The organism is Anaerobacillus sp. ABA4_114, from assembly GCF_056159065.1.
Map to the genome: position 1 here is coordinate 838,877 of NZ_JBSWUM010000001.1, position 24,519 is coordinate 863,395.

General features: G+C 40.1%; 26 protein-coding genes and 1 riboswitch. Of the genes, 17 read left to right on the forward strand and 9 right to left on the reverse strand.

Annotation, left to right across the window (positions count from 1 at the left end; all coding sequences use genetic code 11):
* The first annotated feature begins 13 nt into the window (after positions 1-13).
* Entirely contained in the window at positions 14-997 is a 984-nt protein-coding gene (locus tag ACXAEY_RS04095) for a S8 family peptidase (protein WP_474810630.1), read from the forward strand.
* Positions 998-1,049: 52 nt separating this feature from the next.
* On the opposite strand, the gene ACXAEY_RS04100 is transcribed toward ACXAEY_RS04095, so the two are convergent.
* The 7 genes from ACXAEY_RS04100 to ACXAEY_RS04130 all read right to left on the reverse strand — a co-directional run bounded on the left by ACXAEY_RS04100 (position 1,050) and on the right by ACXAEY_RS04130 (position 7,387).
* Positions 1,050-1,913: an ATP-binding cassette domain-containing protein gene (locus tag ACXAEY_RS04100; RefSeq protein WP_474810631.1), complete on the reverse strand. Its 864-nt coding sequence runs from the start codon at positions 1,911-1,913 to the stop codon at positions 1,050-1,052.
* Positions 1,914-1,922: 9 nt separating this feature from the next.
* Entirely contained in the window at positions 1,923-2,711 is a 789-nt protein-coding gene (locus ACXAEY_RS04105; protein WP_474810632.1) for a hypothetical protein, read from the reverse strand.
* A complete protein-coding gene (locus tag ACXAEY_RS04110) occupies positions 2,692-3,258 on the reverse strand; it encodes an RNA polymerase sigma factor (protein WP_270179953.1) in 567 nt (188 codons plus the stop codon). Before ACXAEY_RS04110 ends, ACXAEY_RS04105 begins: the two co-directional genes overlap by 20 nt.
* Positions 3,259-3,271: 13 nt before the next feature.
* Positions 3,272-5,518: an ABC transporter permease gene (locus ACXAEY_RS04115; RefSeq protein ID WP_474810633.1), complete on the reverse strand. Its 2,247-nt coding sequence runs from the start codon at positions 5,516-5,518 to the stop codon at positions 3,272-3,274.
* Entirely contained in the window at positions 5,515-6,378 is an 864-nt protein-coding gene (locus ACXAEY_RS04120; protein WP_474810634.1) for an ATP-binding cassette domain-containing protein, read from the reverse strand. Before ACXAEY_RS04120 ends, ACXAEY_RS04115 begins: the two co-directional genes overlap by 4 nt.
* A 112-nt stretch (positions 6,379-6,490) precedes the next feature.
* A complete protein-coding gene (trhA, locus tag ACXAEY_RS04125) occupies positions 6,491-7,132 on the reverse strand; it encodes a PAQR family membrane homeostasis protein TrhA (RefSeq protein ID WP_270179950.1) in 642 nt (213 codons plus the stop codon).
* Positions 7,133-7,207: 75 nt separating this feature from the next.
* Positions 7,208-7,387: a hypothetical protein gene (locus ACXAEY_RS04130; RefSeq protein WP_270179949.1), complete on the reverse strand. Its 180-nt coding sequence runs from the start codon at positions 7,385-7,387 to the stop codon at positions 7,208-7,210.
* Positions 7,388-7,722: 335 nt separating this feature from the next.
* Here ACXAEY_RS04130 and ACXAEY_RS04135 point away from each other — a divergent pair, with 335 nt between their 5' ends.
* From ACXAEY_RS04135 to ACXAEY_RS04175, 9 genes are all read left to right on the forward strand, one after another.
* Positions 7,723-8,055, forward strand: coding sequence for a hypothetical protein (locus ACXAEY_RS04135; RefSeq protein ID WP_270179948.1), 333 nt, complete (start codon positions 7,723-7,725; stop codon positions 8,053-8,055).
* Positions 8,056-8,112: 57 nt separating this feature from the next.
* Positions 8,113-8,376 carry a YusU family protein gene (locus tag ACXAEY_RS04140; protein WP_270179947.1) on the forward strand — a complete coding sequence of 88 codons (264 nt, stop codon included), beginning with the start codon at positions 8,113-8,115 and terminating at the stop codon, positions 8,374-8,376.
* Positions 8,377-8,939: 563 nt separating this feature from the next.
* Positions 8,940-9,854 carry a proline dehydrogenase gene (locus ACXAEY_RS04145; protein ID WP_270180621.1) on the forward strand — a complete coding sequence of 305 codons (915 nt, stop codon included), beginning with the start codon at positions 8,940-8,942 and terminating at the stop codon, positions 9,852-9,854.
* 189 nt (positions 9,855-10,043) lie between these two features.
* Entirely contained in the window at positions 10,044-12,434 is a 2,391-nt protein-coding gene (locus ACXAEY_RS04150; protein WP_474810635.1) for a 3-hydroxyacyl-CoA dehydrogenase/enoyl-CoA hydratase family protein, read from the forward strand.
* A gap of 21 nt (positions 12,435-12,455) precedes the next feature.
* Positions 12,456-13,631: an acetyl-CoA C-acetyltransferase gene (locus ACXAEY_RS04155; protein WP_270179945.1), complete on the forward strand. Its 1,176-nt coding sequence runs from the start codon at positions 12,456-12,458 to the stop codon at positions 13,629-13,631.
* A gap of 30 nt (positions 13,632-13,661) precedes the next feature.
* Positions 13,662-15,446 carry an acyl-CoA dehydrogenase family protein gene (locus ACXAEY_RS04160; protein ID WP_474810636.1) on the forward strand — a complete coding sequence of 595 codons (1,785 nt, stop codon included), beginning with the start codon at positions 13,662-13,664 and terminating at the stop codon, positions 15,444-15,446.
* A 210-nt stretch (positions 15,447-15,656) separates the two neighbouring features.
* Positions 15,657-16,016: an arsenate reductase family protein gene (locus tag ACXAEY_RS04165; protein ID WP_270179943.1), complete on the forward strand. Its 360-nt coding sequence runs from the start codon at positions 15,657-15,659 to the stop codon at positions 16,014-16,016.
* 96 nt (positions 16,017-16,112) lie between these two features.
* Positions 16,113-16,499 (forward strand): glycine cleavage system protein GcvH, encoded by a 387-nt coding sequence (gene gcvH, locus ACXAEY_RS04170; RefSeq protein ID WP_270179942.1) that lies wholly within the window; start codon positions 16,113-16,115, stop codon positions 16,497-16,499.
* Positions 16,500-16,650: 151 nt separating this feature from the next.
* Positions 16,651-16,899, forward strand: a complete 249-nt coding sequence (locus ACXAEY_RS04175; RefSeq protein WP_270179941.1) for a YusG family protein — start codon at positions 16,651-16,653, stop codon at positions 16,897-16,899.
* Positions 16,900-16,929: 30 nt separating this feature from the next.
* On the opposite strand, the gene ACXAEY_RS04180 is transcribed toward ACXAEY_RS04175, so the two are convergent.
* Entirely contained in the window at positions 16,930-17,436 is a 507-nt protein-coding gene (locus ACXAEY_RS04180; protein WP_474810637.1) for a peroxiredoxin family protein, read from the reverse strand.
* 141 nt (positions 17,437-17,577) lie between these two features.
* On the opposite strand from ACXAEY_RS04180, the gene ACXAEY_RS04185 reads away from it, so the two are divergent.
* From ACXAEY_RS04185 to ACXAEY_RS04205, 5 genes are all read left to right on the forward strand, one after another.
* Positions 17,578-18,096: a TraR/DksA C4-type zinc finger protein gene (locus tag ACXAEY_RS04185; RefSeq protein WP_270179939.1), complete on the forward strand. Its 519-nt coding sequence runs from the start codon at positions 17,578-17,580 to the stop codon at positions 18,094-18,096.
* Between the two features lie 101 nt (positions 18,097-18,197).
* A complete protein-coding gene (locus tag ACXAEY_RS04190) occupies positions 18,198-18,527 on the forward strand; it encodes a toprim domain-containing protein (RefSeq protein ID WP_270179938.1) in 330 nt (109 codons plus the stop codon).
* A gap of 70 nt (positions 18,528-18,597) precedes the next feature.
* Positions 18,598-18,915, forward strand: coding sequence for a thioredoxin family protein (locus ACXAEY_RS04195; RefSeq protein WP_474810638.1), 318 nt, complete (start codon positions 18,598-18,600; stop codon positions 18,913-18,915).
* Positions 18,916-19,255: 340 nt separating this feature from the next.
* The gene (gene sigI, locus ACXAEY_RS04200; protein WP_270179936.1) at positions 19,256-20,011 is read left to right on the forward strand and encodes an RNA polymerase sigma-I factor; all 756 of its coding nucleotides are present in this window, start codon (positions 19,256-19,258) and stop codon (positions 20,009-20,011) included.
* A gap of 20 nt (positions 20,012-20,031) precedes the next feature.
* Entirely contained in the window at positions 20,032-21,243 is a 1,212-nt protein-coding gene (locus tag ACXAEY_RS04205) for an anti-sigma factor domain-containing protein (RefSeq protein ID WP_474810639.1), read from the forward strand.
* Positions 21,244-21,362: 119 nt separating this feature from the next.
* Here ACXAEY_RS04205 and ACXAEY_RS04210 read toward each other — a convergent pair whose 3' ends face one another.
* A complete protein-coding gene (locus ACXAEY_RS04210; protein WP_474810640.1) occupies positions 21,363-21,782 on the reverse strand; it encodes a TlpA family protein disulfide reductase in 420 nt (139 codons plus the stop codon).
* Between the two features lie 165 nt (positions 21,783-21,947).
* A riboswitch (SAM riboswitch) is annotated at positions 21,948-22,057 on the forward strand.
* An 81-nt stretch (positions 22,058-22,138) separates the two neighbouring features.
* Here ACXAEY_RS04210 and metX point away from each other — a divergent pair.
* Positions 22,139-23,212 carry a homoserine O-acetyltransferase MetX gene (gene metX, locus ACXAEY_RS04215; protein ID WP_474810641.1) on the forward strand — a complete coding sequence of 358 codons (1,074 nt, stop codon included), beginning with the start codon at positions 22,139-22,141 and terminating at the stop codon, positions 23,210-23,212.
* Between the two features lie 3 nt (positions 23,213-23,215).
* Positions 23,216-24,514, forward strand: a complete 1,299-nt coding sequence (locus ACXAEY_RS04220) for an O-acetylhomoserine aminocarboxypropyltransferase/cysteine synthase family protein (RefSeq protein ID WP_474810642.1) — start codon at positions 23,216-23,218, stop codon at positions 24,512-24,514.
* The last annotated feature ends 5 nt before the right edge of the window (positions 24,515-24,519 follow it).

The following is a 24,519-nucleotide window of genomic DNA, read 5'->3' on the forward strand; positions in this document are numbered from 1 at the left end:
GAAGGGGGTACTTATGAACGAGGTAAAACTAATACCATTTGAAGTAAATGAAGTAGTCAGTAAAGCTGATGAGGCTTATCCAGACGGTGTAGAGATGATTCAGGCTCCTGAAATTTGGGAGGAATCTGATCGTGGAAGAAACAGAATAGTGGCTGTAGTCGACACGGGATGCCAAGTTGATCATCCTAACCTCAAGTCTAGAATTATTGATGGAAAGAACTTTACGAAAGATTATAACGCGGACCCGGATAACTATGATGATAACAATGGGCATGGCACTCATGTGGCTGGAACGATCGCCGCTGAGAAGGGTGCGGACGGAATCGTAGGGGTTGCTCCAGAAGCAAAGCTTCTAATCGTGAAGGTATTGAATGGTGAGGGAAGTGGCACGTACGAATCCATCATAAGCGGAATTCGTTATGCGATCGATTGGGAGGGCCCTAACGGTGAAAAGGTGAATGTTATTTCGATGTCGTTAGGTGGCCCATCTGACTTACCAGAGCTTCATGAAGCGATAAAAGACGCGATCGATCAAAACATATCGGTTGTATGTGCGGCAGGAAATGAAGGAGATGCAAGAGCTGACACACCAGAATATGCTTATCCTGGAGCTTATAACGAAGTGATCGAGGTAGGTGCTTCATCTTTTAGTCGTACGCTAGCACCATTTTCAAATACGAACGATGAGATCGACCTTATTGCACCTGGTGTCGATATTCTCTCTACTTTCCCTGAAAGCAAATACGCAGTGTTGTCTGGTACCTCAATGTCAGCACCGCATGTATCTGGAGCGTTAGCACTGTTAATGAATTTATCTGAGAAAGAATTTAACAGAACGCTAACGGAACCTGAAATCTATGCCCAGCTCATCAAGCGGACCGTTCCAATCGGATATAGGAATAGTGCAGAAGGAAATGGTCTTCTTGCGCTAAACCTTGTTAAACAGCTTGAAGAGCTGTTTAACATTTACACAACTGCTTGGAATTCAAAAAGGTAAATGTAAAAAACCTCCTAATTTTTAGGAGGTTTTTTAATGATGAATGTATTCGTTAGAACTGGTTATGTTCAAGTAACGCATTATATTTTCGAATAAAATACGCATCTTCAATGCTGGTTGAAACCAACGTGAAGGATTTGAATGGCTTTGATTCTGATAGATACTTTACGATGATACCATCTTCAACTCGCTTCATATACGTGATTCGATTCGTATCCAGGCCATGGACTTCGGTGTGCTTCACTTTACCTTGCCAAACTCGAATCGCATTGCTCTTCCAACAATTCACTGTACCATCGAAAAGGACCTGTCCTTCACTAAGCCAAATAATGTTATCAGCAATTTCTTCCCATTCATTTAGATCATGCGTTGCGACGAGAACGATCTTATTTGTACCATACCGTGATAAGAGAGAGACTACGTTCTTCCTTTCTTGACTGTCCAAGTAATTTAAAGGTTCATCGAGTAGTAGAAAGGAAGGCGAATCTAGAAGTGCTTGTGCAATCCCTACCCGTTGCTTCATACCTTGAGAAAGAGATTTTATCTTGTTCTTTTTTACATCCGCAAGGTTCATAGCTTGAATCGATGCTTCTACTGCTTTCGCATTCGATATCCCTTTTAATTCGCTCATGTAATTCAAGAACTGCTTCGTCTTCATTTCTTCATACAATTCTACACCTGTTGGAAGAAAGCCGATTTGTTTACGAATATAAGGTAATGCTTCACTTACCGTTTTTCTTCCATACGAAATGGTGCCTCGATGTGGCTTTAGAGCTGTGGCGAGGAGTTGAAGGAAAGTAGATTTTCCAGCTCCGTTCTTTCCTACTAAGATGGTGATACCAGAATTAAGTTGTAAATGGTGAACGTTTAGAGTGAAACTTTTCCTAGTGTATGTTAGTTGATCAATTAATATCATCGAATGACCTCACATGTATTGAAGGTGTAAGCTTTTACGATACGATAAAAATAGTAAGAGTCCTCCTATTACAAAGAGGGCAAGGTAGGCAACTCCTAGTAGGAAATTAGAAAATCCATCATTTATTTGATATATCGAATAGGGCAAGGCAATGAATGTAAACACCCATCCTGCAAGTGCAGAGACAAAACCAGCTATAACGCCTTTATGGAACATAATATAGGCTAGTAAGCCAGTCAAAAAGAACAAAGGTGCGACCCATTGAAGTAAGAACATTCTTGGTTCAACGTAAATATTCTCAGTTATAATCACTACGGTCGAGACAAAGGCAAAGCTGAAGTTCACACACAGAACAACGAGTAATTTACTGAGTAGTAATAGTGCAGGTGGGAATGGAGTGACGGATTCAATCATTCTCATTTCCTTGTTCCAAGACTTGTAGCTATAAAGAATCCCAAACAATAAGTAAATAGGAACAAGCAGTGGAAAGAAACCGTCTGGGTCACCGCTTCCAGCTGTTATCAATGTTAACATTGCAAAGATACCGAGACTGATCATCCAATAAAGCCAGTGGTATGAGCGAAATTGATTTAAGCATTGTTTGAAGAGCGACGGTTTTTCAGGCTCTGTATCAAAGTCAAATTCCATGTCATGTTGCTTTAGTTCATCGAAAGAATCCTGAAGGGAAAGAATCAGCTTTTGCGTATCTTCTGAACGTGGTGATGTTGCCATATACGTTTGAAGCGGCTGCTTCATTTCTTGTTCAAGTTCTTCTAGTTCATGATCGAGATCGCGCATGGCTAATTTCCTCCTTTCGCATAATGGATGCCTTTAATTTCTTTAATGCATGATAAAGGTTTGATTTAACCGTTCCTAAAGGTAATTCGAGTGTTTCTGCAATTTCCTGGTATTTTAAATCTTGATAAAATCTTAAGTACACGATTTCTCTTTGAGTGTTTGATAGTTCATCAAGCTTTTCGAGAAATTCTTTTCTCGATTCTTGTCGTTCGAATAACTCTACTACTGAAGGATCTCCGCTTTCTTGATCAGGGAGTTTATCGATCACCTGTTTTTCTGATTTGAAACTAGAACTTTTCCAGTAGTCTCGACATTGATTCGTAGCAACTTGATAAAGCCATGGTTTAATCTTTTCTGGTATTTTTTTTGTTTTTAATTGGGTTAGTAACTTCAGGAACGTTTCTTGTACAACATCTTCTGCTTTTTTACGGTCCCGAAGCATTCGCTCTAAATAGCCTAGCAAAGGGGCATGATACCTGTGGATCAATGCTTCAAAAGCAGCTTGATTTCCTTTGGACATTCCAATAACTAATTCTTCATCAGTCATGCCCTTTCTCCTTTCATCGTTTAGTGTTCATCACATCGTTCCAAACTTCCATCCATTCTTCAAAGCTGATGGTCGATGCTGGCTCAATATATAGATCATAGCCGGTTGGATAGCCATTTCCACTCCAGTTGGCATGGTAAATTCGATTGAGCACCTCTTTTACTTCTTCCTCTTTTCCTTCATGCATTGCAGTTTCAATCATATCTAACAATTTGTCTGTTTGAATGATTTCTTTGCTGTAATTGCGCTCATCCTGTTCATCTGTAATATTGGCGAAAGCAGATCTTGTTTCAAAAGCCTCTTCCTCTTTTCCGTGTTCAAGTTCATACACATAATTGAAAGCAGCTTTAATCGTACTTGTTAGTAAAGCATCTTCAGGTCTATAGTTTCCAGAAACAAAGTTATCTTCATGAAATAAGTTGACGATAACAAAATCATTGATCGTTGCATGATGATTTAAGCTGTTGTAGTCATTCATGATGTAGTTTTGATCGATAAAACCATCCTGACGGAAGTAACCGCTCCACCTTAATTGATCCAAAGGCAAAAAGAAGAAGTGGTGTACAGGATCGATCTCATCATCTAAAAATTCGTCAAAGTAGGTGAGACGAGTGTCTACCTCTTTCATAAACTCCTTAGAAGCATCCTTACGATAAGGCGCAGTTACTAAGCTAGTGTGGTAATGATCTGCTTCAATCTTTGTTAAAAAGCCACTGAAGAGATCGAGTCGAGCAGTTTTACCAGAGAGGGTGTGCGTTTCACCGGAAGACTCTACATGTTTAATAGAGCCATAGACGGTGTTATCGACCCCGGTCACATTCACGTGGAAATCAGTAGGTTGAAGTAAACCAACGTCAGTGCGAGATTCACCATCTGAATCAACCAAATATTGATGTGCTGGTAAAGGGTACCAGGCCGTGTGTGATGGCATAACGATCTGGTTGTCCATGGCAAAACCGGGGTAATACTCTTGACTGCCTCGATGCGTCCATAATTCATAAACCCCTCCGTAGTTGAAATGAATCGTTGGGTTATTCACCTCGTTTGGAAGTGTGATCGTAACAAAATCACCATCTTGTTCAAATGCAATGGATTCTTGATCAACCTTCACATCATTTAAAGAGAACACGCGGTTCAGCGTAAATTTTATTTCATCGTTATCAAACTGGTCATGTTGAAGAGACACAGCTGCTTTTAGATCAAGCGTAGAGTTTGGTGTTTGATCGATATCAATTCGATAGGATAGGATTTCAAAAAGCTCTCGCTTGTATATGCTACTTTCTTGAGTAGCGGTATCTTGCTTTAGATACGGATCCCACATATAGATCGAACTATTATCACTCGTTTGTGAGAACGTGGGTGAACCTTTTGCCACGTAATTAAAAGCAGATATTCGTGCATCCCAAAATTGATTATATGGGATATATGCAAGGATTGCGCCAAGTAAACTAAACGAGCAGACAATACTCCAAAGTTTATCGTGTTCATTTGGCCGCTTACGATTTAGGAAGAATAGTGTTCCCATCAGTAGCATGAGAGAGAATGAAAGGACAAAGAGCCTTTGTAACTTTATTTCTTCCTTCATGAGTTCAATTCCCCACACGCCATTTACCAAAATAGAATCCAAGAATAGATAAGATAAATGGAAAGGCTTTAAGTAGAAATTTCCAGTATCGTTAAAGTTTCCAATTCCGTTAAGGATGTAAACCTCCATGAAAAGAGTTCCGAAAATCCACGCGCAAAATGCGATCAAGTAGACGAAACGATTTTGAATGATGACGGATAGTATCATACCTAGAGCTAAGCTAATGATTAACGAAACTTCATATTGAATGATAAAAAATCGTAAGACTTCTATCGTTTCAGCAAATGGAAGCTGTTGTCTTATTGATATAGCGCTAAAAGTAAGAGCCATTAAAAAAGTGAAAAAGGACATGTAAGTGATACCTGCAATAAATTTTGCAGATAGAAAGACAAAGTTGGAAACAGGTAATGCTCGGTGCCATTCGAAGGATTCATTCCCAATATCACGACGCATCAAGTAGACACCGATTAAAATACTGAGGCCGATAACGAGAATAAAGATCGTAGAATGTGTCGTTCGATAAGCAGAAACGTACAGGCTATCTGAACTACTAACATTCTCAACGGTCATGCTCACAATCAACCAGATGAGGAATAAAAAAGGCATCGGAAGTAAAAACCAACTTCTATATAGAAACGAAAGTTCAAATTTCCATTGAATTAGCCATTTCATCATCTTGTATCCCACTCCGCCATCGTCATATAGCCTTCTTCTAACGTAGGATCGACGGCTTCTGCAGATTCAATCGGTGCGACTGGAGAAATCGCTCTATATAAATGCCCGTTTTTTGTTTGTTTTGTAAATGTGATCTGAAGGCCGTGTAGGATGTTTGAATTTCCTTCCGACAATTCGAATTCCCACACAAAACCTTCTCCCTTACGTTGTAGCTCTTCGGGCGTTCCGTGAAAGATCAATTTTCCTTTCTTTAGAACCAATAACGTATCACAACTAGCCTCGATATCCTCGACAATATGGGTGGAAAGCAAAACCGTCTTATGATGTGGATAATTTGCAATCAGTTGTCGGAACCTTAACCTTTCATCAGGATCTAAACCGGAAGAAGGTTCATCAAAAATAAGGACATTTGGATTTCCATACATGGCCTGTGCAATCCCTAGTCGCTGCCTCATTCCATTCGAATACGTTTTAACTTTGGATTCTTTTTGGTCCGTTAAATTCAACTCTTGTAGTAGCCTGTTTTTTTCTTCATTATGATCGACGTTCGTATAGCGCTTTAGGTTTCCTGCATAGTCGAGAAACGATGCCCCAGTAAGCTGAGGATAGAGTTGAAAATGTTGAGGCAAGTACCCAATTTGCTTTCGTACTTTCGTGGTTTCTTTTTTGACAGAGAATCCTTTAATCTTCACCTCACCTGAAGAAGGGCGAGTAACGGTAGATAGAATCTTTAACAAAGTAGATTTTCCAGCACCGTTTGGTCCAATGAGTCCAATTACTCCTCCATCAATTGAGATAGTTAAGTTATCTAAAATCGACTTGTTTTTAATTTTTTTTGATAGGTTTGTTATCTCGATCACAGCTTCCATCCCTTTATGATGTAGTTCTACTCTTATAACGAGATACTACTATTTTTTGTTCAAGTAAAAATAAAAAAACACTCCTGTACTCTTAGTGTACAGAAGTGCTTGATTAAAGGGGAAGGACGTAAAATAAAACACAGAAGAAATGAGCTACCGTTCCTCCTATAACAAAGATGTGCCAAACTGCATGGTGATACTTAAAAGCTCTCCATACATAAAAGACAGCACCGATCGTGTAGAGTAAGCCACCGATGATCAGTAGCGTCATTCCGTTCGGATGAAGGTTTTGAAGTAGAGGGTTCCATGCTAAGACGATCAGCCATCCCATAATGACATACACAATTGTAGAGATGAACAAGAATTTCTTTACAAAGAAAGCTTTAAAAACTGTTCCTCCGATAGCAAGGCCCCAAACTATTCCGAATAAAGTCCAACCGAGCCATCCTTGAATAACGATGAATAAAAAAGGTGTATATGTTCCTGCGATAAAAAAATAAATCGCAGAATGATCTAGAAACTCGAAGAAATCTTTTGCTTTACCAGGTGGAAAACTATGAACCAATGTAGACGCTGTGTATAGAAGCAACATCGTTGCTCCAAATAACGTGAAGCTGACAATGTGCCATGCCGTTCCCTGAAGAGATGCGAATACAATCAAGATGACGAGAGCAGCAAGGCTAATCAATACACCGATACCATGAGTGATATAGTTTGCTCGTTCTTCACCTACTGTAAATGTATGGGTAGTCATGAATTCCATCATTCCTTTTTATCAGTTATAGGAAGTATACATGATTTGTACGCATCATCATATAGGTCATTGTAGTTAATTCTTTTTACTTCTTTCTTCTTCTGCCTGTTTTAACAAGTGATAGGTATAGAAATCTTTTTCTTGAACGTTTTCTTGAACCGCCTCCATAACCAAAAATTCTTCAGCGATCTCCTCTCGGACGGATGACAGTAACTTCTCACTATCATGGGTAATCAGTTTTTTTCTTTCATTCATAAGCTCGCTCTCCTTTTGGTAAATAATGATAGTATCAGTCTCCCATTGCCTCTGAAATTTATTCTCTTTAGGAGAGAGGGAATGTCCAATTTTGTTGAATTGAGAAAAAATACATGTTTGTACCGTGGTACTTGTCCAACCATTCCTGCATTTCATACATAAGATATGTTGAGAGTGAGTAGTGGTCCCCCCCTTCGTAAAACTCACTCTTATGTGACCCATATTTGAACCAGAGCTAGCCTCTGGTTTTTTTTATTACATATGCCTTTTATGTCTTTTGGACCTCTAACAAGATACTTGCTACTTTCGAATGGTATGAAGAGGAGGTATGTACTTTGCTTGAAATTGTAGAAATGGGTCAAAATCAGAATGGTAGAGAGTTCACGATCAGAGAACTCATCAAATTAATAGAAGAACATTCTCTCGATCCTGCTTATGAACAGAATGGTAACTTTATCTTTCCTTACAAACCGGTTCGCGATGCGAAACGATATCAAGGATGTCGGGCGTTCTTTGGAGATTTTGCAATGATTTCTTGCAGGTTCTTTATCATTACGGATGAAACAGTGCTGATCGATGAACTAATTAAAGTCATTAGAGAAAACCAGCAGCGAATAGATTATGCAAGGTTAAGGGACTTACAGGTGAACGGACGGGTCTCACCTTAAAGATGGACGGGTCTTTATGCTATAATCGATGAAGATTACATTGATCGGAGTGATAGCATGAGTCTAGAAACCTTGCAAGAACAAGTCGATGGATTAATGGAAAAGTATACAGAGCTATTAGTGGGTGAGAGCACACCAGAACTAAAGGAAAAAGTGAAAATTTGGGCGATGTATACGCACCTTTCAAAAACCATGCCCCCACTTGCAAAGCATTGGAACCAAACCTATCCAGATGCAAAAGATGCCATGAAAGAACTCGTAGCGGAAATTAAGATGCTAAATGAAGAAAACCGCAAATCTCAGAAAAAAGACGATGAATGAGAAGCTAAGGTATAACTAGTTTTCTTTAGTCTCGCTTTCAATTAAAACCTCTCCATAACGTTGATTGGAGCGGAAGGATGCTCGACTCCTGCGGGATGAGCGGGACAGGTGTGACCCCGCAGGCGCCAGAGCGCCGAGGAGGCACACCGCCCGCCCCGCGGAAAGCGAGTATCCTGGAGCGGAAATCCCACAACATCATTTGAACAAGGCTTGAACGAGTTTCTCGACAGTCTATAACTAGGGCATATTCGCCCTAGTTTTTTTATGGTTTTACAAAATTGATAGCTTGTTAGAGTATCCAAATAACAGAGCTAGCAATATAATAGGTAAAATATGTTTTTCGACCCCTTTATGTTGGGTAAGGTTAAAGACACAGGGATAACAATAGAAAAAATTAACAAATATTATTTGAGAGAATTTCTTACAAAAAACGTCGTATTCATAGGATTTCGTGGTAGAATAACAGTAAAGGGAGAATATGGCGCTTTTTGAGAGTATTTGCCGATTTTCACTAACATATATTTTTTAACACGCTATGAATGCGTTTTCATGGAGGGGTTATGATGGAACAAGTAATGCGTAATTTCTTTCTACACATGGGAAAGAATAAAGTTGCGACAAAAGTTGCTAAGAAATATGGCATGCGATTTGGCGCAGGTAAGTTTGTAGCTGGTGCATCTCTTGATAGCTCTGTTAATGCAATAAAACAGTTAAATGCGAAGGGTTTATCCGTAACGATCGATCATCTTGGAGAATTCGTTGATACTGAAGCTGAAGCAGCCGAGATGACGAAGCACTGTATTGAAGCGATTGAACGTATTGCTGCCGAAGGACTTGATTCTCAACTCTCTCTCAAGCTCACTTCAATGGGGCTTGATATTGATTACCATATGACGCTCAAGAACATGCGTGAGATTCTGAAAGCTGCTGATAAGCACGATGTATTTGTAACGATCGATATGGAAGATTATGAGCGCTGTGAAAGAACGTTAAATATTTTCACAGAATTAAAGAAAGAATTCGAGAATATCGGGACGGTTTTACAAGCTTACTTGTATCGTGTTTCTGATGACCTCGAGAAATTAAATGAGTTATCTCCAAACCTTAGATTAGTAAAGGGTGCCTATAAAGAAGCGCCGACAGTAGCTTTTCCTGCTAAGCGGGACGTTGATATTAACTTTAAGAAGATCATAAAAATGCACCTGTTAAATGGAAATTATACTGCGGTTGCTACGCATGATGATGCCATCATCGAGTATACAAAACAACTAGTCGAAGAACATAATATTAGTCGTGACCAGTTTGAATTCCAAATGCTGTATGGCATCTGTGTAGAACGTCAGGAGCAATTATTAAAAGAAGGCTACAAGATGCGTGTATATGTACCATATGGACAAGATTGGTATGGCTATTTCATGAGACGTCTTGCTGAACGTCCGGCAAACGTAGCGTTTGTACTCAAAGGAATGATGAAGTAAAAGGAAGGCGAAATTTTTTGCCTTCCTTTTTCACAATGTTTCGATAAAAAAGAGAGTAGAAATCAACAAACATTATATTGCTAAATTTCAGAAAATACTTTATAGTAAAGACAGAGGAATTGAAAAGTGAATTCGCTTCTTTTTTTGAAACAAAAATGAATGAGCATTCATTCAATAGGGAGGTTCATTATGTCACGCAGCATTCATAAAGTTGCCGTATTAGGAGCAGGAGTAATGGGATCAGGTATCGCTGCACACCTTGCGAATGTTGGTATCCCAAGTATTTTACTAGATGTAGTCCCGAAAGAACCAAACGAAAAAGAAAAAGCTAAAGGGCTCTCGTTAGAAGATCGATCGGTACGTAACAGGCTTTCAATTGATGCGATCGCTAAGCTAAAAAAACAAAAGCCAGCCCCGCTATCTAAGAAAGAAAATATTCAATTGATCGAGCCAGGAAATATGGAAGACGATATGGAGCGATTGAATGAAGTCGATTGGATCATAGAAGTAGTCATTGAAAATCTTGATATCAAAAAGAAAGTCTATGAAAAAGTAGATCACTATAGACGTCCAGGTACGATCGTCAGCTCGAACACTTCTGGAATTTCTGTAGAAGCTATGGCTGAAGGTCGCTCAGATGATTTCAGAAGCCATTTCCTTGGTACTCATTTCTTTAACCCACCAAGATATTTGAAGTTATTAGAGGTGATACCAACAAAAGATACAGATCCAGCCGTCTTGTCTTATATGAAGACGTTTGGAGAAGAGACCCTTGGTAAAGGGGTTGTAGAAGCGAAAGACACACCAAACTTCATCGCAAACCGCATTGGAACTTACGGTTTATTAGTAACTGTTCGTGAAATGCTCAATAGAGGCTTTTCGGTCGGAGAGGTCGATTCAGTGACAGGTCCACTTATCGGTCGTCCAAAAAGTGCGACGTTTAGAACACTTGATGTTGTTGGATTAGACACGTTTATCCATGTAGCAAAAAATGTGTATGATCAAGTAACAGGTGAAGAGAAAGAAGTGTTCAGAACGCCAGACTTTATGGAAAAGATGAATCATAAAGGTTGGATCGGATCAAAAGCAGGCCAAGGGTTTTTCCTAAAGAAAAAAGGCGAAAAGGGAAGCGAAATTCTAGAATTAAATCCTGAAACGCTTGAATATGAACCGAGGAAGAAGCTTAGAACTGGCTCAGTAGAAGCTAGTAAACAAGCAAAATCTAAATCCGATAAATTGAAAACGGTTGCTTACGCCGAGGATCGTGCTGGTGAATTGGTGTGGAACATATTAAAGCCGGTACTGCTCTATTCTGCAGAGAAAACCTATGAAATTGCTGACGATATTCTAGCGATCGATCGTGCGATGAAATGGGGATTTGGCTGGGAAATGGGGCCGTTTGAAACGTGGGACGCACTTGGTGTCGAAAAGTCGATTTCAAGAATGAAAGAACAAGGTGAAGAGATCCCATCATGGATCGAAGAGATGCTTTCCTCAGGCAAAACGAATTTTTATAAGAGAGAAGGCGGGAAAACCTTCTTCTATCATAACGGTGAGTATAAAAAGGTTGATGAAAATGAAAAAGTAATCCACCTCAAGGGACTAAAAGAACAAAACCGTGTGATTAAGAAAAACACTGGCGCAACTCTTTTAGATCTTGGTGATGGTGTTGCTGGACTTGAATTTCATTCTCCAAACAATGCGATCGGAATGGATATCCTCCAAATGATCAATGAAGCGATCGATGAGACCGAGAAGAACTTTGAAGGTCTCGTGATCGGAAACCAGGGCAAGAACTTCTGTGTTGGAGCAAATGTTGCGCTGATGTTGATGGAAGCACAGGATGATAACTTCTTTGAAATCGAATTGATCGCACGCAAATTCCAACAATCGATGGGGCGAATCCGGTATTCCAAGAAACCTGTTGTAGCAGCACCATTTCAAATGACATTAGGTGGAGGTGCAGAGGTTGTGATGCCTGCTGCTTCGATTCAGGCATCATTTGAAACTTACCTTGGCTTAGTTGAAGTGGGAGTTGGATTAATCCCAGGCGGAGGCGGAAACAAAGAGCTTTATCTCAGAAAACTTGAGCAGGCTGGTGGAAAACCAAACTTAATCGATGTTGCTGCTGATGTATTTGAGACCATTGCGATGGCAAAAGTATCAACTTCAGCTCATGAGGCAAAGGATCTGGGTTATATCAGAAATAAGGATGGCATCAGTGTAAATGCTGACCATGTTCTCCATGATGCAAAGAAAAAAGTTCTCTTTCTAGCTGAACAAGGCTATCAGCCGCCTGTTTCAAAGAAGATACCAGTGTCAGGTGAAGCAGGGTATGCTGCAATGTTGATGGGTGCGAAAACAATGCAGTGGAGTGGCTATATTTCTGAACACGACCTAAAGATTGCCTCTAAACTCGCACATGTAATCGCAGGCGGTAAAGTGAAAGAAGGAACGCTTGTCGATGAACAATATCTTCTCGATATTGAAAGGGAAGCATTCCTAAGCCTATTGGGCGAACCGAAAACGCAAGCTAGAATGCAGCATATGTTGATGAAAGGAAAGCCGCTACGTAACTAGTTTTGGAGGAGGGAAGCACGAATGAAAGAAGCAGTGATCGTGTCTGGTGCAAGGACACCTGTAGGAAAAGCAAATCGTGGAACACTTGCAGAAATGCGTCCAGATGATTTAGGAGCAATAACAGTTGCTGAAACCTTAAAACGAGCTGGTAATTATGATGGGGATATAGATGATGTCATTATCGGATGTGCGATACCAGAAGCAGAACAAGGATTAAACGTGGCACGTATGATCGGTGCTCGAGCGGGTCTAAAAGAAACCGTCCCCGCTATTACGATAAATCGCTATTGTTCTTCAGGATTACAAACAATTGCATATGCCTCAGAACGTATCATGCTCGGTCAATCTTCATCTATTTTGGCAGGAGGCGTTGAATCGATGAGCCTCATCCCGATGGGGGGGCATGTGATCAAACCAAACCCTTCTCTTGTTGAAGAAAAGCCAGAGTACATTATGGGCATGGGACATACCGCTGAAGAAGTTGCTAGAAGGTTCGAAATCAGTCGAGAAGAACAAGATGCGTTCGCATTGAGAAGCCATCAGCGAGCAGCCAAAGCGATTAAGGAAGGCAAGTTCAGAGACGAAATCGTCCCTGTTGAAGTAACGAAACGCTGGATCGACGGCAATAACAAGCTTCAAGAAAATAAGGTTTTATTCTCTCAAGACGAAGGCGTTCGTGAAGATACTTCCCTTGAAGCACTTGCAAAGCTTCGCCCAGTCTTTAACGTAAGAGGCTCCGTTACTGCCGGGAACTCCTCTCAAACTAGCGATGGTGCAGCCAGTGTTCTTGTGATGGATAGAGAAAAAGCTGAGAGTGAAGGGCTAAAACCGATGGCGAAGTTTCGTTCATTTGCCGTAGCGGGTGTTGCACCTGAAATTATGGGAGTAGGTCCAATCGAAGCGATTCCAAAAGCTTTGAAGCTAGCTGGGCTGGAGCTTTCAGATATCGGATTGTTTGAGCTGAATGAGGCATTTGCTTCACAGTCCATTCAAGTAATTCGAAAGTTAGGTCTCGATGAAGACAAAGTAAATGTAAATGGTGGAGCGATTGCGCTTGGGCATCCGCTAGGCTGTACAGGTACAAAGCTCACACTAAGTCTTGTTCATGAAATGAAAAGACGCGGTGAGCAGTTTGGTGTCGTAACGATGTGTATTGGTGGCGGAATGGGAGCTGCCGGAGTATTTGAACTACTATAATACATGATCAATTAAAGGAGGAACACCTGCATGTCTAATACAATGAACAAAACAGTCAAAGGCGGAAGCTTTCTAGTAGAGGATCATCTTGCAGAAGATATTTTTACACCGGAGGATTTTTCTTCAGAGCATACGATGATGGGGAAAACAACGGAAGACTTTATTGTGAAGGAAGTCGTTCCAGAATTAGAAAAAATCGAAAACCATCAATTTGATATCTCCCGTAAGTTGTTAGAAAGAGCTGGTGAGATTGGACTTCTTGGAGCAGATGTTCCAGAAGAATACGGTGGACTAGGCCTTGATAAAATCAGCTCATCTGTTATCACAGAGAAGTTCGCACGAGCACGCTCGTTTTCACTAAGCTATGGGGCTCATGTAGGGATCGGATCGCTTCCTATCGTGTTCTTCGGTGATGAAGATCAGAAAAAGAAGTATCTTCCTGATCTAGCTTCAGGAGCTAAAATAGCTGCATACGCATTGACAGAACCAGGTTCTGGTTCTGATGCACTCGGTGCGAAGACGACGGCTAAGTTAAATGATGACGGCACGCACTACATTTTGAATGGTGAAAAACAGTGGATTACAAACTCAGCTTTCGCTGACGTCTTTATTGTCTATGCGAAGATTGATGGTGAACAGTTCTCAGCATTTATTGTAGACAGTGAGCTTGAAGGTGTATCGACTGGTCCAGAGGAAAAGAAAATGGGAATCAAAGGTTCCTCAACGAGAACATTAATCCTTGATGAAGTAGCGGTACCAAAAGAAAATCTGCTCGGTGAAGCCGGTAAAGGCCACGTTATCGCATTTAATATTCTTAATGTAGGTCGTTATAAGCTAGCGGTTGGAACGATCGGGGCTATGAAGCGCGCGATTGAGCTTTCTGCAAAATACGCAACAGATCGTAAGCAGTTTAAGACGCCTATTGCGAAATTTACTCTTATTCAAGAAAAACTTGCAAATATGGCCGTATCCACTTATGCAAGCGAGAGCTCAACATACCGTACGGGTGGTCTTTTTGAGAACAAACTAGGAAACCTATCTGATGAAGAACAGAAAGATGGAGCAAAAGTGGCAAAAGCCATTGCTGAATATGCGATCGAATGTTCACTAAATAAAGTATTTGCTTCAGAGGCGTTAGATTATGTCGTAGATGAAGCCGTTCAGATTCACGGTGGATATGGATTCATGTCTGAGTATGAAGTGGAAAATATGTATCGAGATTCACGCATCAACCGAATCTTTGAAGGAACAAATGAAATTAACCGCCTTCTTGTACCTGGAACGCTTATAAGAAAAGCGATGAAAGGTGAACTTCCATTGATGGAGAAAGCTACTGCCCTTCAAGAAGAACTGATGATGCTCATGCCGCAAGAAATTGGGGATGCCCCACTTGAGCAGGAAAAGCATCTTGTTGCCATGGCTAAGAAAATTATGCTGATGGTTGCTGGAACAGCAGTTCAGAAGTATGGAAAGAGTCTTGAAAAAGAACAAGAAGTGCTGTCTAATGTTGCTGACATCATCAGTGAAATTTACTCGATGGAGTCTGCAGTACTTCGAACTGAGAAAGCGATCGATCAAACAAGTAGTGACAAACAGCAGCAAAAACTTCTATTAACAGAAGTTTTCTGTCAAGAAGCGCTCAATCGAATCGAAGCACATGCGAAAGAGACGCTTGTTGCTGTTGAAAGTGGAGATACGTTAAGAATGATGATTTCTGCTTTAAGAAAACTAACACGTCACACGCCAATCAACGTTATTGCGAAAAAACGTGAGATTGCTGCTAACATTTTGGAACAACAGCGTTATGCTGTTTAACTAATATTTTTCAAACCCTATTCTCTTAGATTCCCTCTTGAAAAAGAGGGATTTTTTTTGACTGAATTGGCAAGATAAAACTTAAGGCGAAAAAGAGGATTTACACCTTATATGACGAAAGATGTTTTAGGCACGTCATAATTTGTTGTAGGGAACTCGTATGGTACACTTAGTTTGTACTATTGAACAGGTTTACGAGGAGGAAAAGGATTGTCACTTACTTTTTATGCTTATCCTAAATGCGGAACGTGCCAGAAAGCAAAGAAATGGTTTCAAAGTAATGAAATTTCTGTAGATGAAGTTCACATCGTTGAAAATCCCCCCACAAAAGAGGAACTCGCAGTCTTAGTGGAAAACAGTGAACTTCCTATCAAGAAGTTCTTTAACACGAGTGGAAAGAAATATCGCGAGCTTGGAGTAAAGGATAAGATTGCTTCATCCTCTGAAGACGAATTGTTGGAACTGTTAGCCTCAGATGGTATGTTGATCAAAAGACCGATCGTTACAGATGGAAAACACGTAACGGTTGGGTTTAAAGAAGAAGTTTTTGACGAAACTTGGGGACACTAATAGTTGATTAATTAATAATAACTATTATAGGATAGTTATTGTAAATAATAATAAATACTTACCTTAGTTTAGGGATAGTTCAGGGAGGAATTACTAATGAATTTACCAAAAGATTTCCGTTACTCAGAAGAGCACGAATGGGTACAAGTACAAGAAGATGGCAATGTCCGCATTGGGATCACTGATTTTGCACAGTCAGAACTAGGAGACATTGTTTTCGTAGAACTTCCTGAAGAAGGCGACAGCCTTGAAGCTGACGAACCTTTTGGCAGCGTTGAATCAGTAAAAACGGTATCTGAGCTTTACGCACCTATTTCAGGAAAAGTCATTTCTATTAATGAAGACCTAGAAGATAGTCCTGAATTTGTAAATGAGTCTCCATATGAAAAAGCTTGGATGGTTGTAGTTGAGCCATCTAATACTTCTGAGCTTGATGAGCTTATGACAGCTCAAGCATACGAAGATATGGTAAGTGAAGACTAATCAACACTAAATAATTCCAGCTTTTCGAGGGAATAGTTTTTTCATCATCGCGAACCCTATTGAATGCTTGTGTTTCCATTTAAAGATTGCCTGTACTTGCAAATCTGGTGTTAGGTATAAGGAAAGACACTATAAAAAGGGGATGAATACGATGAATGATCAGTCTCGTCCTATGGAAAAGATCGACGTTACAAGCAGAGTCCATGGTAAGCTTGATCAAAGTTCGATGAACTTGTATTTGAACAAGGAAAAAATTGGTCGTATACTCTTCACGAATCAAGGCAATCAGTATGAGTTTGCCGAGGGCTTTGAGTTTGACCAAGATAAGATTTTTCAGTATCAGCGAGCAATGGAGAAAAACGGAAAGTACGTCGAAGACTGTGACCTCGGATGGTGTTAGAAAAAAACCGGCCCAAAAGGGCCGGCTTTTTTATGCTTTGTTTTTTCGAATATATTTTATCGTAGTTAATAATCCATCTGCTGAAGGACGGCCGAATGGACTGGATTGTAGATATTGCGCCATCAATTTTCCTTCATCATCGATAATAAAAATAGCAGGCTCACCATGCTCGCCATGATCTTCATAAGGATCTTCTTCAGTATGCATGAATACTCCAAAGGAATCGATCGCTGCACGTTCATGATCTTGTAGCACTGGAAAATCAAGACCATGTTTTTTCTTCATGCTTCGAAGTGAATCTAACTCGTCACTTGCGATTGCGATTACGTGTACATCTAAATCGTCAAAAGATGAGATGTTTTCTTGTAACTCTTCCATTTGCTCGTTACATACTGGGCACCATTGGCCTCTAAAGAACACGAGCATATGCCATCTCTTATTGTCTTCCTCTAAATGTTTGTCTAGTTGAAAAAGTCCTCCCTCAGTATCAACGAGAGAAAATGTTGGTACACTCTGACCTAAAGATAATTTAGCCACTATACTCACTCCTATATCAATGTCTTATGTATGGGTTTCCACCTTCCTGTTCTCTTAAAACCTCTTGAGATGGTTTAACGTGCTCAAAGGTGAGGGAAAATAAAATATGGAAAAGAAAAAGAACCTTTGGAGGGAAAAATTATGACTTTGTCGAATCAAGAACTACAGGGATTTAAAAAAACCCTTCTCATCCAGAAAAAGGAAATATTAGAGAGAGGTGCAGCCGAGCATAATGAGAGTAATGGACTGGCTGAAGAAACGGGGGACTTAACTTCATATGACAATCATTTTGCAGACCTTGCAACAGAATTGGATGAACGAGAAAAAGAGATTACCATCGAGGATGCTGCGCGAGAACGATTAGAATTAATCAATACTGCCCTTGATCGCATCCGTGAAGGAAATTATGGGATTTGTGTCGATACTGGAGAAGAAATTGAAAAAGAACGTCTAGAAGCGATCCCATATGCGATACGAACGAAGGAAGCGCAAGATCGACTTGAAGATCGTAAAGAAGGAAATAGAACAGATACTGAAGCTACTTTTGCTACAGGTAGCGAAAGAGAAGATGACCGATTACGAACTGTAGATGATCTAGAAGAAGAACACGGAAATTCAACAAATGTTCCGTCATTAGAAGAAGAGCGTTCTAACGATTAGATTCAATAAGATTACTTTATAGAAAGTGAAACGATATGCCTTCTTATCCATATACTATAGTAAACGCAGTAGAGACGACAGCTTGAATGGAGAGTTGCGCCATGCATGATAAAGTGATTATTGTAGAAGGTAAGACGGATAGAGATCAGCTTCTTAGAATCTTAGATGAGCCTGTGGATATTATCTGTACGTACGGTACGATTAGCTTCGATCGACTCGAAGAATTAAGTGAAGAGCTGGTTGAAAAGGATGTATACGTGCTCGTCGATGCAGACGATGCAGGGGAAAAGCTTCGAAAACAATTGAAGCAGGAAATCCCTCACGCTGAACATTTGTATATTACGATGTTGCATCGTGAGGTGGCAGAAACACCATTAAATTATTTAAAACGTATTTTGCGAGCAGCAAAATTTAAAGTGATGACGGTATAAATACGATAGGGCTATTTCCCGAAGAGGGAGGAGTTCCCTCTTCGGTTTATAAATGAAGGAGTCTACAGATATGATAGAATTAGACAAAGAGGTTGAGATTGAAAGAGCCCAACAAGAATCACTTTCGGTGCTCTTTTTTTATACGCCTTTTTGTTCAACGTGCAAAATTGCCGAAAGAATGTTGAGCATTGCTAGTGAAGCTAATGGAATGAAGGAGCAAACGTATAAAGTGAACTTAAACTACTTTCCTGATTTAGCGGAAAAGCTAACGATTCAAAGTGTCCCAGCACTTACGATTTTTGAGAATGGACAAGCGAAAGAAACGATCTTTGCATTTGAATCAGTCGTCCGCCTTAATACTTTACTCCTAAAATACAAGAAGCGTTAAATTTATTTGATGAATTTTGACCAAAGGCACCATAAGTTTCTCAAAGCAAAAAGCGTGTCTCAGCAGGCATCTAGCAGTGTAGAAATTTGTTGAAAATTGTGCAATATTAATAATGATAAATTAATATAACAGACAGTAAAGAAACAGTAACATTGTCATTAAATTGTATTTTCGTTGCAGCTGATTGAGTGGTATAAATGAATAGAGAGTCGCCATTCGATTTTGTCGTATGGGGGCGAATTTTATTTTGCATTCTTTTTAATATTCAAATAACAAACATCTAAGAAGGAACCTAATAAGCGATCAATTTAAATTGACTGCAAGATGAGAGGTGTATGACATGACAACCATTTCAATCAGCACAAGAATAGGAAAATATAAAAGTAAAAATGACAATGTTACATTAGAAGATAAAATCGATCGTATCCAAAACGGCGATGAGTTTCTACGCAATAAGCTACTAGAAGATTATCAACCATTTATTAAGAAAATAACGTCAAAAGTCTGCAATCGATACATTAATCAGATGATGGACGAATTTAGTATCGGATTATCTGCTTTCAATGAAGCGATGGATCAGTATCAAAGAGGTCAGGGAAGCCGTTTCCTTACATTCGCAGATATGGTTATCCGTCGTAGGGTAATCGATTATATCCGTAAAGAAGCACGTCAAAATAAGTATATCTATCTCGAACCAGAAGAAGTGGATGAAGAAGGTAGATTAGAAGATAGTTTTGCTGAGCAGAAAGCAGCTCTTGACGTATATGAGATGGACAAGCAGCGAGAAGTTAGAATGTACGAAATTGAAGAATACGAGCAACTCCTGCAAAGGTTCAGTATTACGTTTAAGGTATTGAGTAAGAATTGCCCGAAGCATATCGATGCGAGGGATAATGCCAAAATGATAGCAAAACTTATTGCAGAGGATTCTACTCTTTCAAGCTATCTTCTCGAAAAGAAACAGCTGCCTATAAAAGATTTGCTGTCTCTTGTCTCATGCAGTCGGAAAACGATTGAACGTAATCGAAAGTATATAATAGCAGTTGCATTAATTTATCTAGGAGGTTTTAATGCGCTGAAATCTTATATACAGTAACAGAATGAGGGGGCCAGGGGATGAAAAACGGGGTTATTATGGAGATACGAGGCAGAAAAGCCGTAGTCCTGACACCCGAAGGTGAATTTACAACAATTTTTCTTAAACGAAATCATAACTTATCAATTGGCTCTGAAATTAAACTAGCAAAGAAACCTGAGAAAAATAAAAAAGGTTTCTTTATCCCCTCTATGCCTACGATGGCAGGAATGGCAACGATCATCATGTTGTTTGTTATCGTTGCAAGTGTGATTCCTGTTCCGAAAAATGATGCAGTTGCTGCATATGTTAGCTTTGATATCAATCCGAGTATCGAAGTAGGTGTTAATTCTGACCTGGAAGTAGTACAGTATCAGGCTTGGAATTCAGACGGCGAAGGGCTGAGTTTAGACCAGGATACAAAAAATATGCCACTTGCTGAGTTTGCAAATGTACTAATTTCTAAACTTGAAGAGAATGGCTTTTTAACTGATCAGGGAAAGCTGCTTATCGTAGCGAGTAATGTTGAAGAAAACAGTCGTTATCAGAAGGTGAAAAGTAAGCTTGAAGAAACGATTAATGGTTTGAAAAACAATGAGGTCCTTACAAAACAGGCTGTTGCAATCACTACGATTTTACATGCGGATCATCATACCCGTAAGATGGCAGTTGAGAAGGGTGTGTCTCCTGGAAAGTATATAACTTATCTGGCTGCACAAGATCGTGGAGTAACGATTTCTCTTGAAGATGCCCGCGACCTTTCTATTAAGAAATTAGATTCGCTCGAAAATCGCGCAACTGCATCAGAGGGTAATACAGAACCTATTGAAGACAGGTACGAGCTAGATAATAAAATTACTCAGCTTAATGATAAATCAAATAAAACGGTTGACAGCTCAGAGAATAAAAAAGGACAGAGTAACCAAAATTCTGAAGCAGTGGTAAAAGAAGAAAAAGATCCGATCGGTCAACTATCAAATAAGAACGAAAAGTCTTCATCTCAACCAACTGGAAATAACGATTCTGGTCGTGTGGATAAAGACTCTGAACAAAATGAGAACAACAACGAGAAAAATAGTGGATCCTCAAAAAATGATAAACAAAATGATGATAAAGAAGTCAGAGAAGATAAAGATAACAGAAAAGACAAAGACGATCTAGAAGATAGAGAAGATGATGAGGACGAAGAAGACGAAGAAGATGAAGAAGACGAGCGTGAAGACAATCGCTCAAAAGAAGACAATGATGATTAAGTAAGTGAACAGTGAGATTGACAGTTCGCCACGAATAACTTAGATTAACGCCATTATTTTATATTATTTTTAACAAAGCTAGGGAAATTTCCCTAGCTTTGTTTTAGTTATAACTTCATTCAAAGCATGATTGAGGGGAGGACTTTAACGATATCCAGGAAAGATGCCCTGTCCCCGAATGTTTGTACAACTTCGTGGTTCCTGTCTAGAAGGACAGTCGTTGGTACACCAGTGCACCCATAGTTATCGTACGTATCTCTACCATTATCTTTTAATTCTGGAAAAGGCAGATCGTTCTTGATAGCAAAATCTTTGCCTGCCTCTTCTGTTCTTTCACGTCCAGTCACATTTATTGTTAAGAATGCAAGTTTGTTTAAGTCTGCATGTTCATAAAATTGTTCTTTCATAGGTAGGTCCTTCATACAATCAGGACACCATGAAGCCCAAAACGTAAGCATAACCGGCTTCCCTTCATAGTCGGTTAATGAATACTTTTGATCACCTCTGACCTCTTGTAAAGAAAACGTAGGGGCTTTCACAAAAAGTCTCCTTTCGCATATAGATTTATGGTAACCTTATCAAAATTCTGGTTCTAATCAAAATATTTGATGCGTAGAGTGGATTTGTATAAACTTTCAGAAAATGTTTGACACTAATGCATTGCCTTGCTAAAATAATACTCAATCAAAGTAATTGAATATTCGTTCTTATCTAGAGAGGCGGAGGGACTGGCCCTATGAAGCCCGGCAACCGTCAAACCATTTGGTTTGAAAAGGTGCCAATTCCTGCAGGTATAATGCCTGGAAGATAAGCGGAGCTGATTTCTATAATCCAGCCTCTCTGTCTTTCAGAGAGGCTTTTTTATATTCAATGAGCGTGATGGGAGTGATCGGAGTTGAGAAGAGAGACGGTATACGAGGACCAACGGATATCCATTGGCTCGTTCGTTCTCGAATCAGGAAAAGAACTTGACGAGGTTGAACTTGCATATGAACGAGTAGGACCGAAGGAAGCACCAGTCATTCTAGTCTGTCATGCACTAACGGGCAATCAGTATACGGTTGGAAGGAAACAAGATGGTTGGTGGGAAGGTCTGATTGGTCACGGTAAGTATGTAGATACCTCTGAATTTCAAGTAATCACATTCAACGTATTAGGCGGTTGTAATGGTTCGACCGGACCATTATCTCGTAATCCGTTTACAAACCAACCGTATCAGGCGGATTTTCCATTCATAAGTGTGAGGGATATGGTTCATTCTCAAAAGCGAGCACTTGAAGCACTCGGTATCGATCGACTTCATGCCGTGATCGGTGGGTCGCTTGGAGGCATGCAGGTGCTTGAGTGGGGAATTCTCTACCCTGATGCGATGGAGCATCTTGTTCCATTAGCTGTGACACCATCTTTGAGTGCTTACGGAATTGCATATAATGCCATCTCAAGACATGCCATAACGACTGACCCTGAATGGAAGGGAGGGTATTATGATCAATCGCATCCTCCCGCATCGGGGTTAGCAACAGCACGTATGATCGGAATGATTTCATACCGAACAGATGAGATGTTTCAGAAGAAATTTGGAAGAAGGGTCATTGCAAAACCTGAAGATCACCATGAAGAGGCTCTTTACGACGTCGAATCTTACCTTCATTACCAGGGTAAAAAGCTAGTTGGTCGGTTTGATGCCAATAGCTATTTGTACTTATTAAAAGCAATGGATAACCATGATATTACCAGGGGAAGGGACGCACCGATTGAAGAAGTGAAGGCAAATGTTTTAGCAATTAGTTTTAAAGGTGATTTAATTTACCCTCCTAAAGATCTTGAAGCTTTATTTTCGCTTAAGGCGCGTTTTACGATCGTTGATACAAAGTATGGTCATGATGGATTCCTCGTTGAATTTGATAGATGGGGGCAATTGATTAAAGAACAATTACAAGAACCGTCAAAAATACAAAGGAGTGGATAAGAGATGGCAGAGAAGCGTTATAACCTAGAAACGATTGGCATCCATGGTGGTTTACAGGCAGATCCAGCTACAGGAGCGAGAGCACTACCGATCTATCAATCCAACGCGTACAAATTTAACAGCACGGAACATGCAGCTGATTTGTTTGGTTTAAAAGAAGAAGGGTTTATTTATTCTAGAATTGGTAATCCGACGGTAGGAACGCTTGAAGAACGGGTTGCGGAGCTTGAAGGCGGAATTGGAGCACTCGGTCTTGCAAGTGGTATGGCAGCTATTACAAACGCGATTTTAAATATTGCGAATAGCGGTGATGAAATTGTTTCTGCTTCTACTTTATATGGCGGGACATATAATCTTTTTTCAACGACGCTTCCTAAATACGGAATAAAAACCAACTTTGTTGATCCGAAAGATCCGGAATCGTTTAGAAGTGCGATTACTCCTAATACAAAAGCAATTTTTGCAGAAACGATTGGTAATCCAGGTCTTCACGTACTCGATATCGAGAAAGTGGCTGAAATTGCTCATGAAGCTGGCATTCCGCTTATCATCGACAATACCTTCGCAACACCATATTTATGTAGACCGATCGAGCATGGTGCTGATATTGTTATTCATTCTGCGACGAAGTGGCTTGGTGGTAACGGTTCAACGATGGGAGGTTTGATCGTCGATAGTGGAAAGTTCGATTGGAATTCATCTAAATTCCCAGGCTTTATCGAACCAGATCCTTCCTATCACAACATCGTTTATGCAGAGGCCCTGCCTGAAGCAGCTTTCATCATAAAAGCTCGTGTTCAACTATTACGAGACACAGGCGCCTCATTGAGTCCTTTTAACGCTTTCCAAATCGCATTAGGAATTGAGACACTTCACGTTAGAATGAAGGAACATGTTGCAAACACGCGTAAAATCGTTACCTATTTGAAAGAAAACCCCGCAGTTGAGTGGGTGAGTTATCCTGAAGAAGAAAATCATCCGTCAAAGACCTTAGCTGCAAACTATTTACCAAAAGGTGCGGGAGCCGTAGTCGTCTTCGGAATAAAAGGCGGCCGCGAAACCGGAGCAGGAATTATTAACTCAGTAAACCTGTGGTCACATGTGGCAAACGTTGGGGATGCAAAAAGCTTGATCATTCATCCTGCAAGCACAACTCACCAGCAGTTAAGTGCAGAAGAACTAACCGCTGCGGGTGTTCGAGATGACTTGATCCGCTTGTCGGTAGGCATCGAACATATCGATGATCTTATCGACGATTTGGATCAGGCAATTTCAAAAGCAAGAATAGAAGCAAGTGTATAGCAAAA

Excerpts from the sequence above, each read along its gene's own strand:
- ACXAEY_RS04095 (WP_474810630.1), top strand. The coding sequence starts at position 14 with ATGAACGAGGTAAAACTAATACCATTTGAAGTAAATGAAGTAGTCAGT.
- ACXAEY_RS04100 (WP_474810631.1), bottom strand. The coding sequence starts at position 1,913 with ATGATATTAATTGATCAACTAACATACACTAGGAAAAGTTTCACTCTA.
- ACXAEY_RS04105 (WP_474810632.1), bottom strand. The coding sequence starts at position 2,711 with ATGCGCGATCTCGATCATGAACTAGAAGAACTTGAACAAGAAATGAAG.
- ACXAEY_RS04110 (WP_270179953.1), bottom strand. The coding sequence starts at position 3,258 with ATGACTGATGAAGAATTAGTTATTGGAATGTCCAAAGGAAATCAAGCT.
- ACXAEY_RS04115 (WP_474810633.1), bottom strand. The coding sequence starts at position 5,518 with ATGATGAAATGGCTAATTCAATGGAAATTTGAACTTTCGTTTCTATAT.
- trhA (WP_270179950.1), bottom strand. The coding sequence starts at position 7,132 with ATGACTACCCATACATTTACAGTAGGTGAAGAACGAGCAAACTATATC.
- ACXAEY_RS04130 (WP_270179949.1), bottom strand. The coding sequence starts at position 7,387 with ATGAATGAAAGAAAAAAACTGATTACCCATGATAGTGAGAAGTTACTG.
- ACXAEY_RS04140 (WP_270179947.1), top strand. The coding sequence starts at position 8,113 with ATGAGTCTAGAAACCTTGCAAGAACAAGTCGATGGATTAATGGAAAAG.
- ACXAEY_RS04145 (WP_270180621.1), top strand. The coding sequence starts at position 8,940 with ATGGAACAAGTAATGCGTAATTTCTTTCTACACATGGGAAAGAATAAA.
- ACXAEY_RS04150 (WP_474810635.1), top strand. The coding sequence starts at position 10,044 with ATGTCACGCAGCATTCATAAAGTTGCCGTATTAGGAGCAGGAGTAATG.
- ACXAEY_RS04155 (WP_270179945.1), top strand. The coding sequence starts at position 12,456 with ATGAAAGAAGCAGTGATCGTGTCTGGTGCAAGGACACCTGTAGGAAAA.
- ACXAEY_RS04160 (WP_474810636.1), top strand. The coding sequence starts at position 13,662 with ATGTCTAATACAATGAACAAAACAGTCAAAGGCGGAAGCTTTCTAGTA.
- gcvH (WP_270179942.1), top strand. The coding sequence starts at position 16,113 with ATGAATTTACCAAAAGATTTCCGTTACTCAGAAGAGCACGAATGGGTA.
- ACXAEY_RS04175 (WP_270179941.1), top strand. The coding sequence starts at position 16,651 with ATGAATGATCAGTCTCGTCCTATGGAAAAGATCGACGTTACAAGCAGA.
- ACXAEY_RS04185 (WP_270179939.1), top strand. The coding sequence starts at position 17,578 with ATGACTTTGTCGAATCAAGAACTACAGGGATTTAAAAAAACCCTTCTC.
- ACXAEY_RS04190 (WP_270179938.1), top strand. The coding sequence starts at position 18,198 with ATGCATGATAAAGTGATTATTGTAGAAGGTAAGACGGATAGAGATCAG.
- ACXAEY_RS04195 (WP_474810638.1), top strand. The coding sequence starts at position 18,598 with ATGATAGAATTAGACAAAGAGGTTGAGATTGAAAGAGCCCAACAAGAA.
- sigI (WP_270179936.1), top strand. The coding sequence starts at position 19,256 with ATGACAACCATTTCAATCAGCACAAGAATAGGAAAATATAAAAGTAAA.
- ACXAEY_RS04205 (WP_474810639.1), top strand. The coding sequence starts at position 20,032 with ATGAAAAACGGGGTTATTATGGAGATACGAGGCAGAAAAGCCGTAGTC.
- ACXAEY_RS04220 (WP_474810642.1), top strand. The coding sequence starts at position 23,216 with ATGGCAGAGAAGCGTTATAACCTAGAAACGATTGGCATCCATGGTGGT.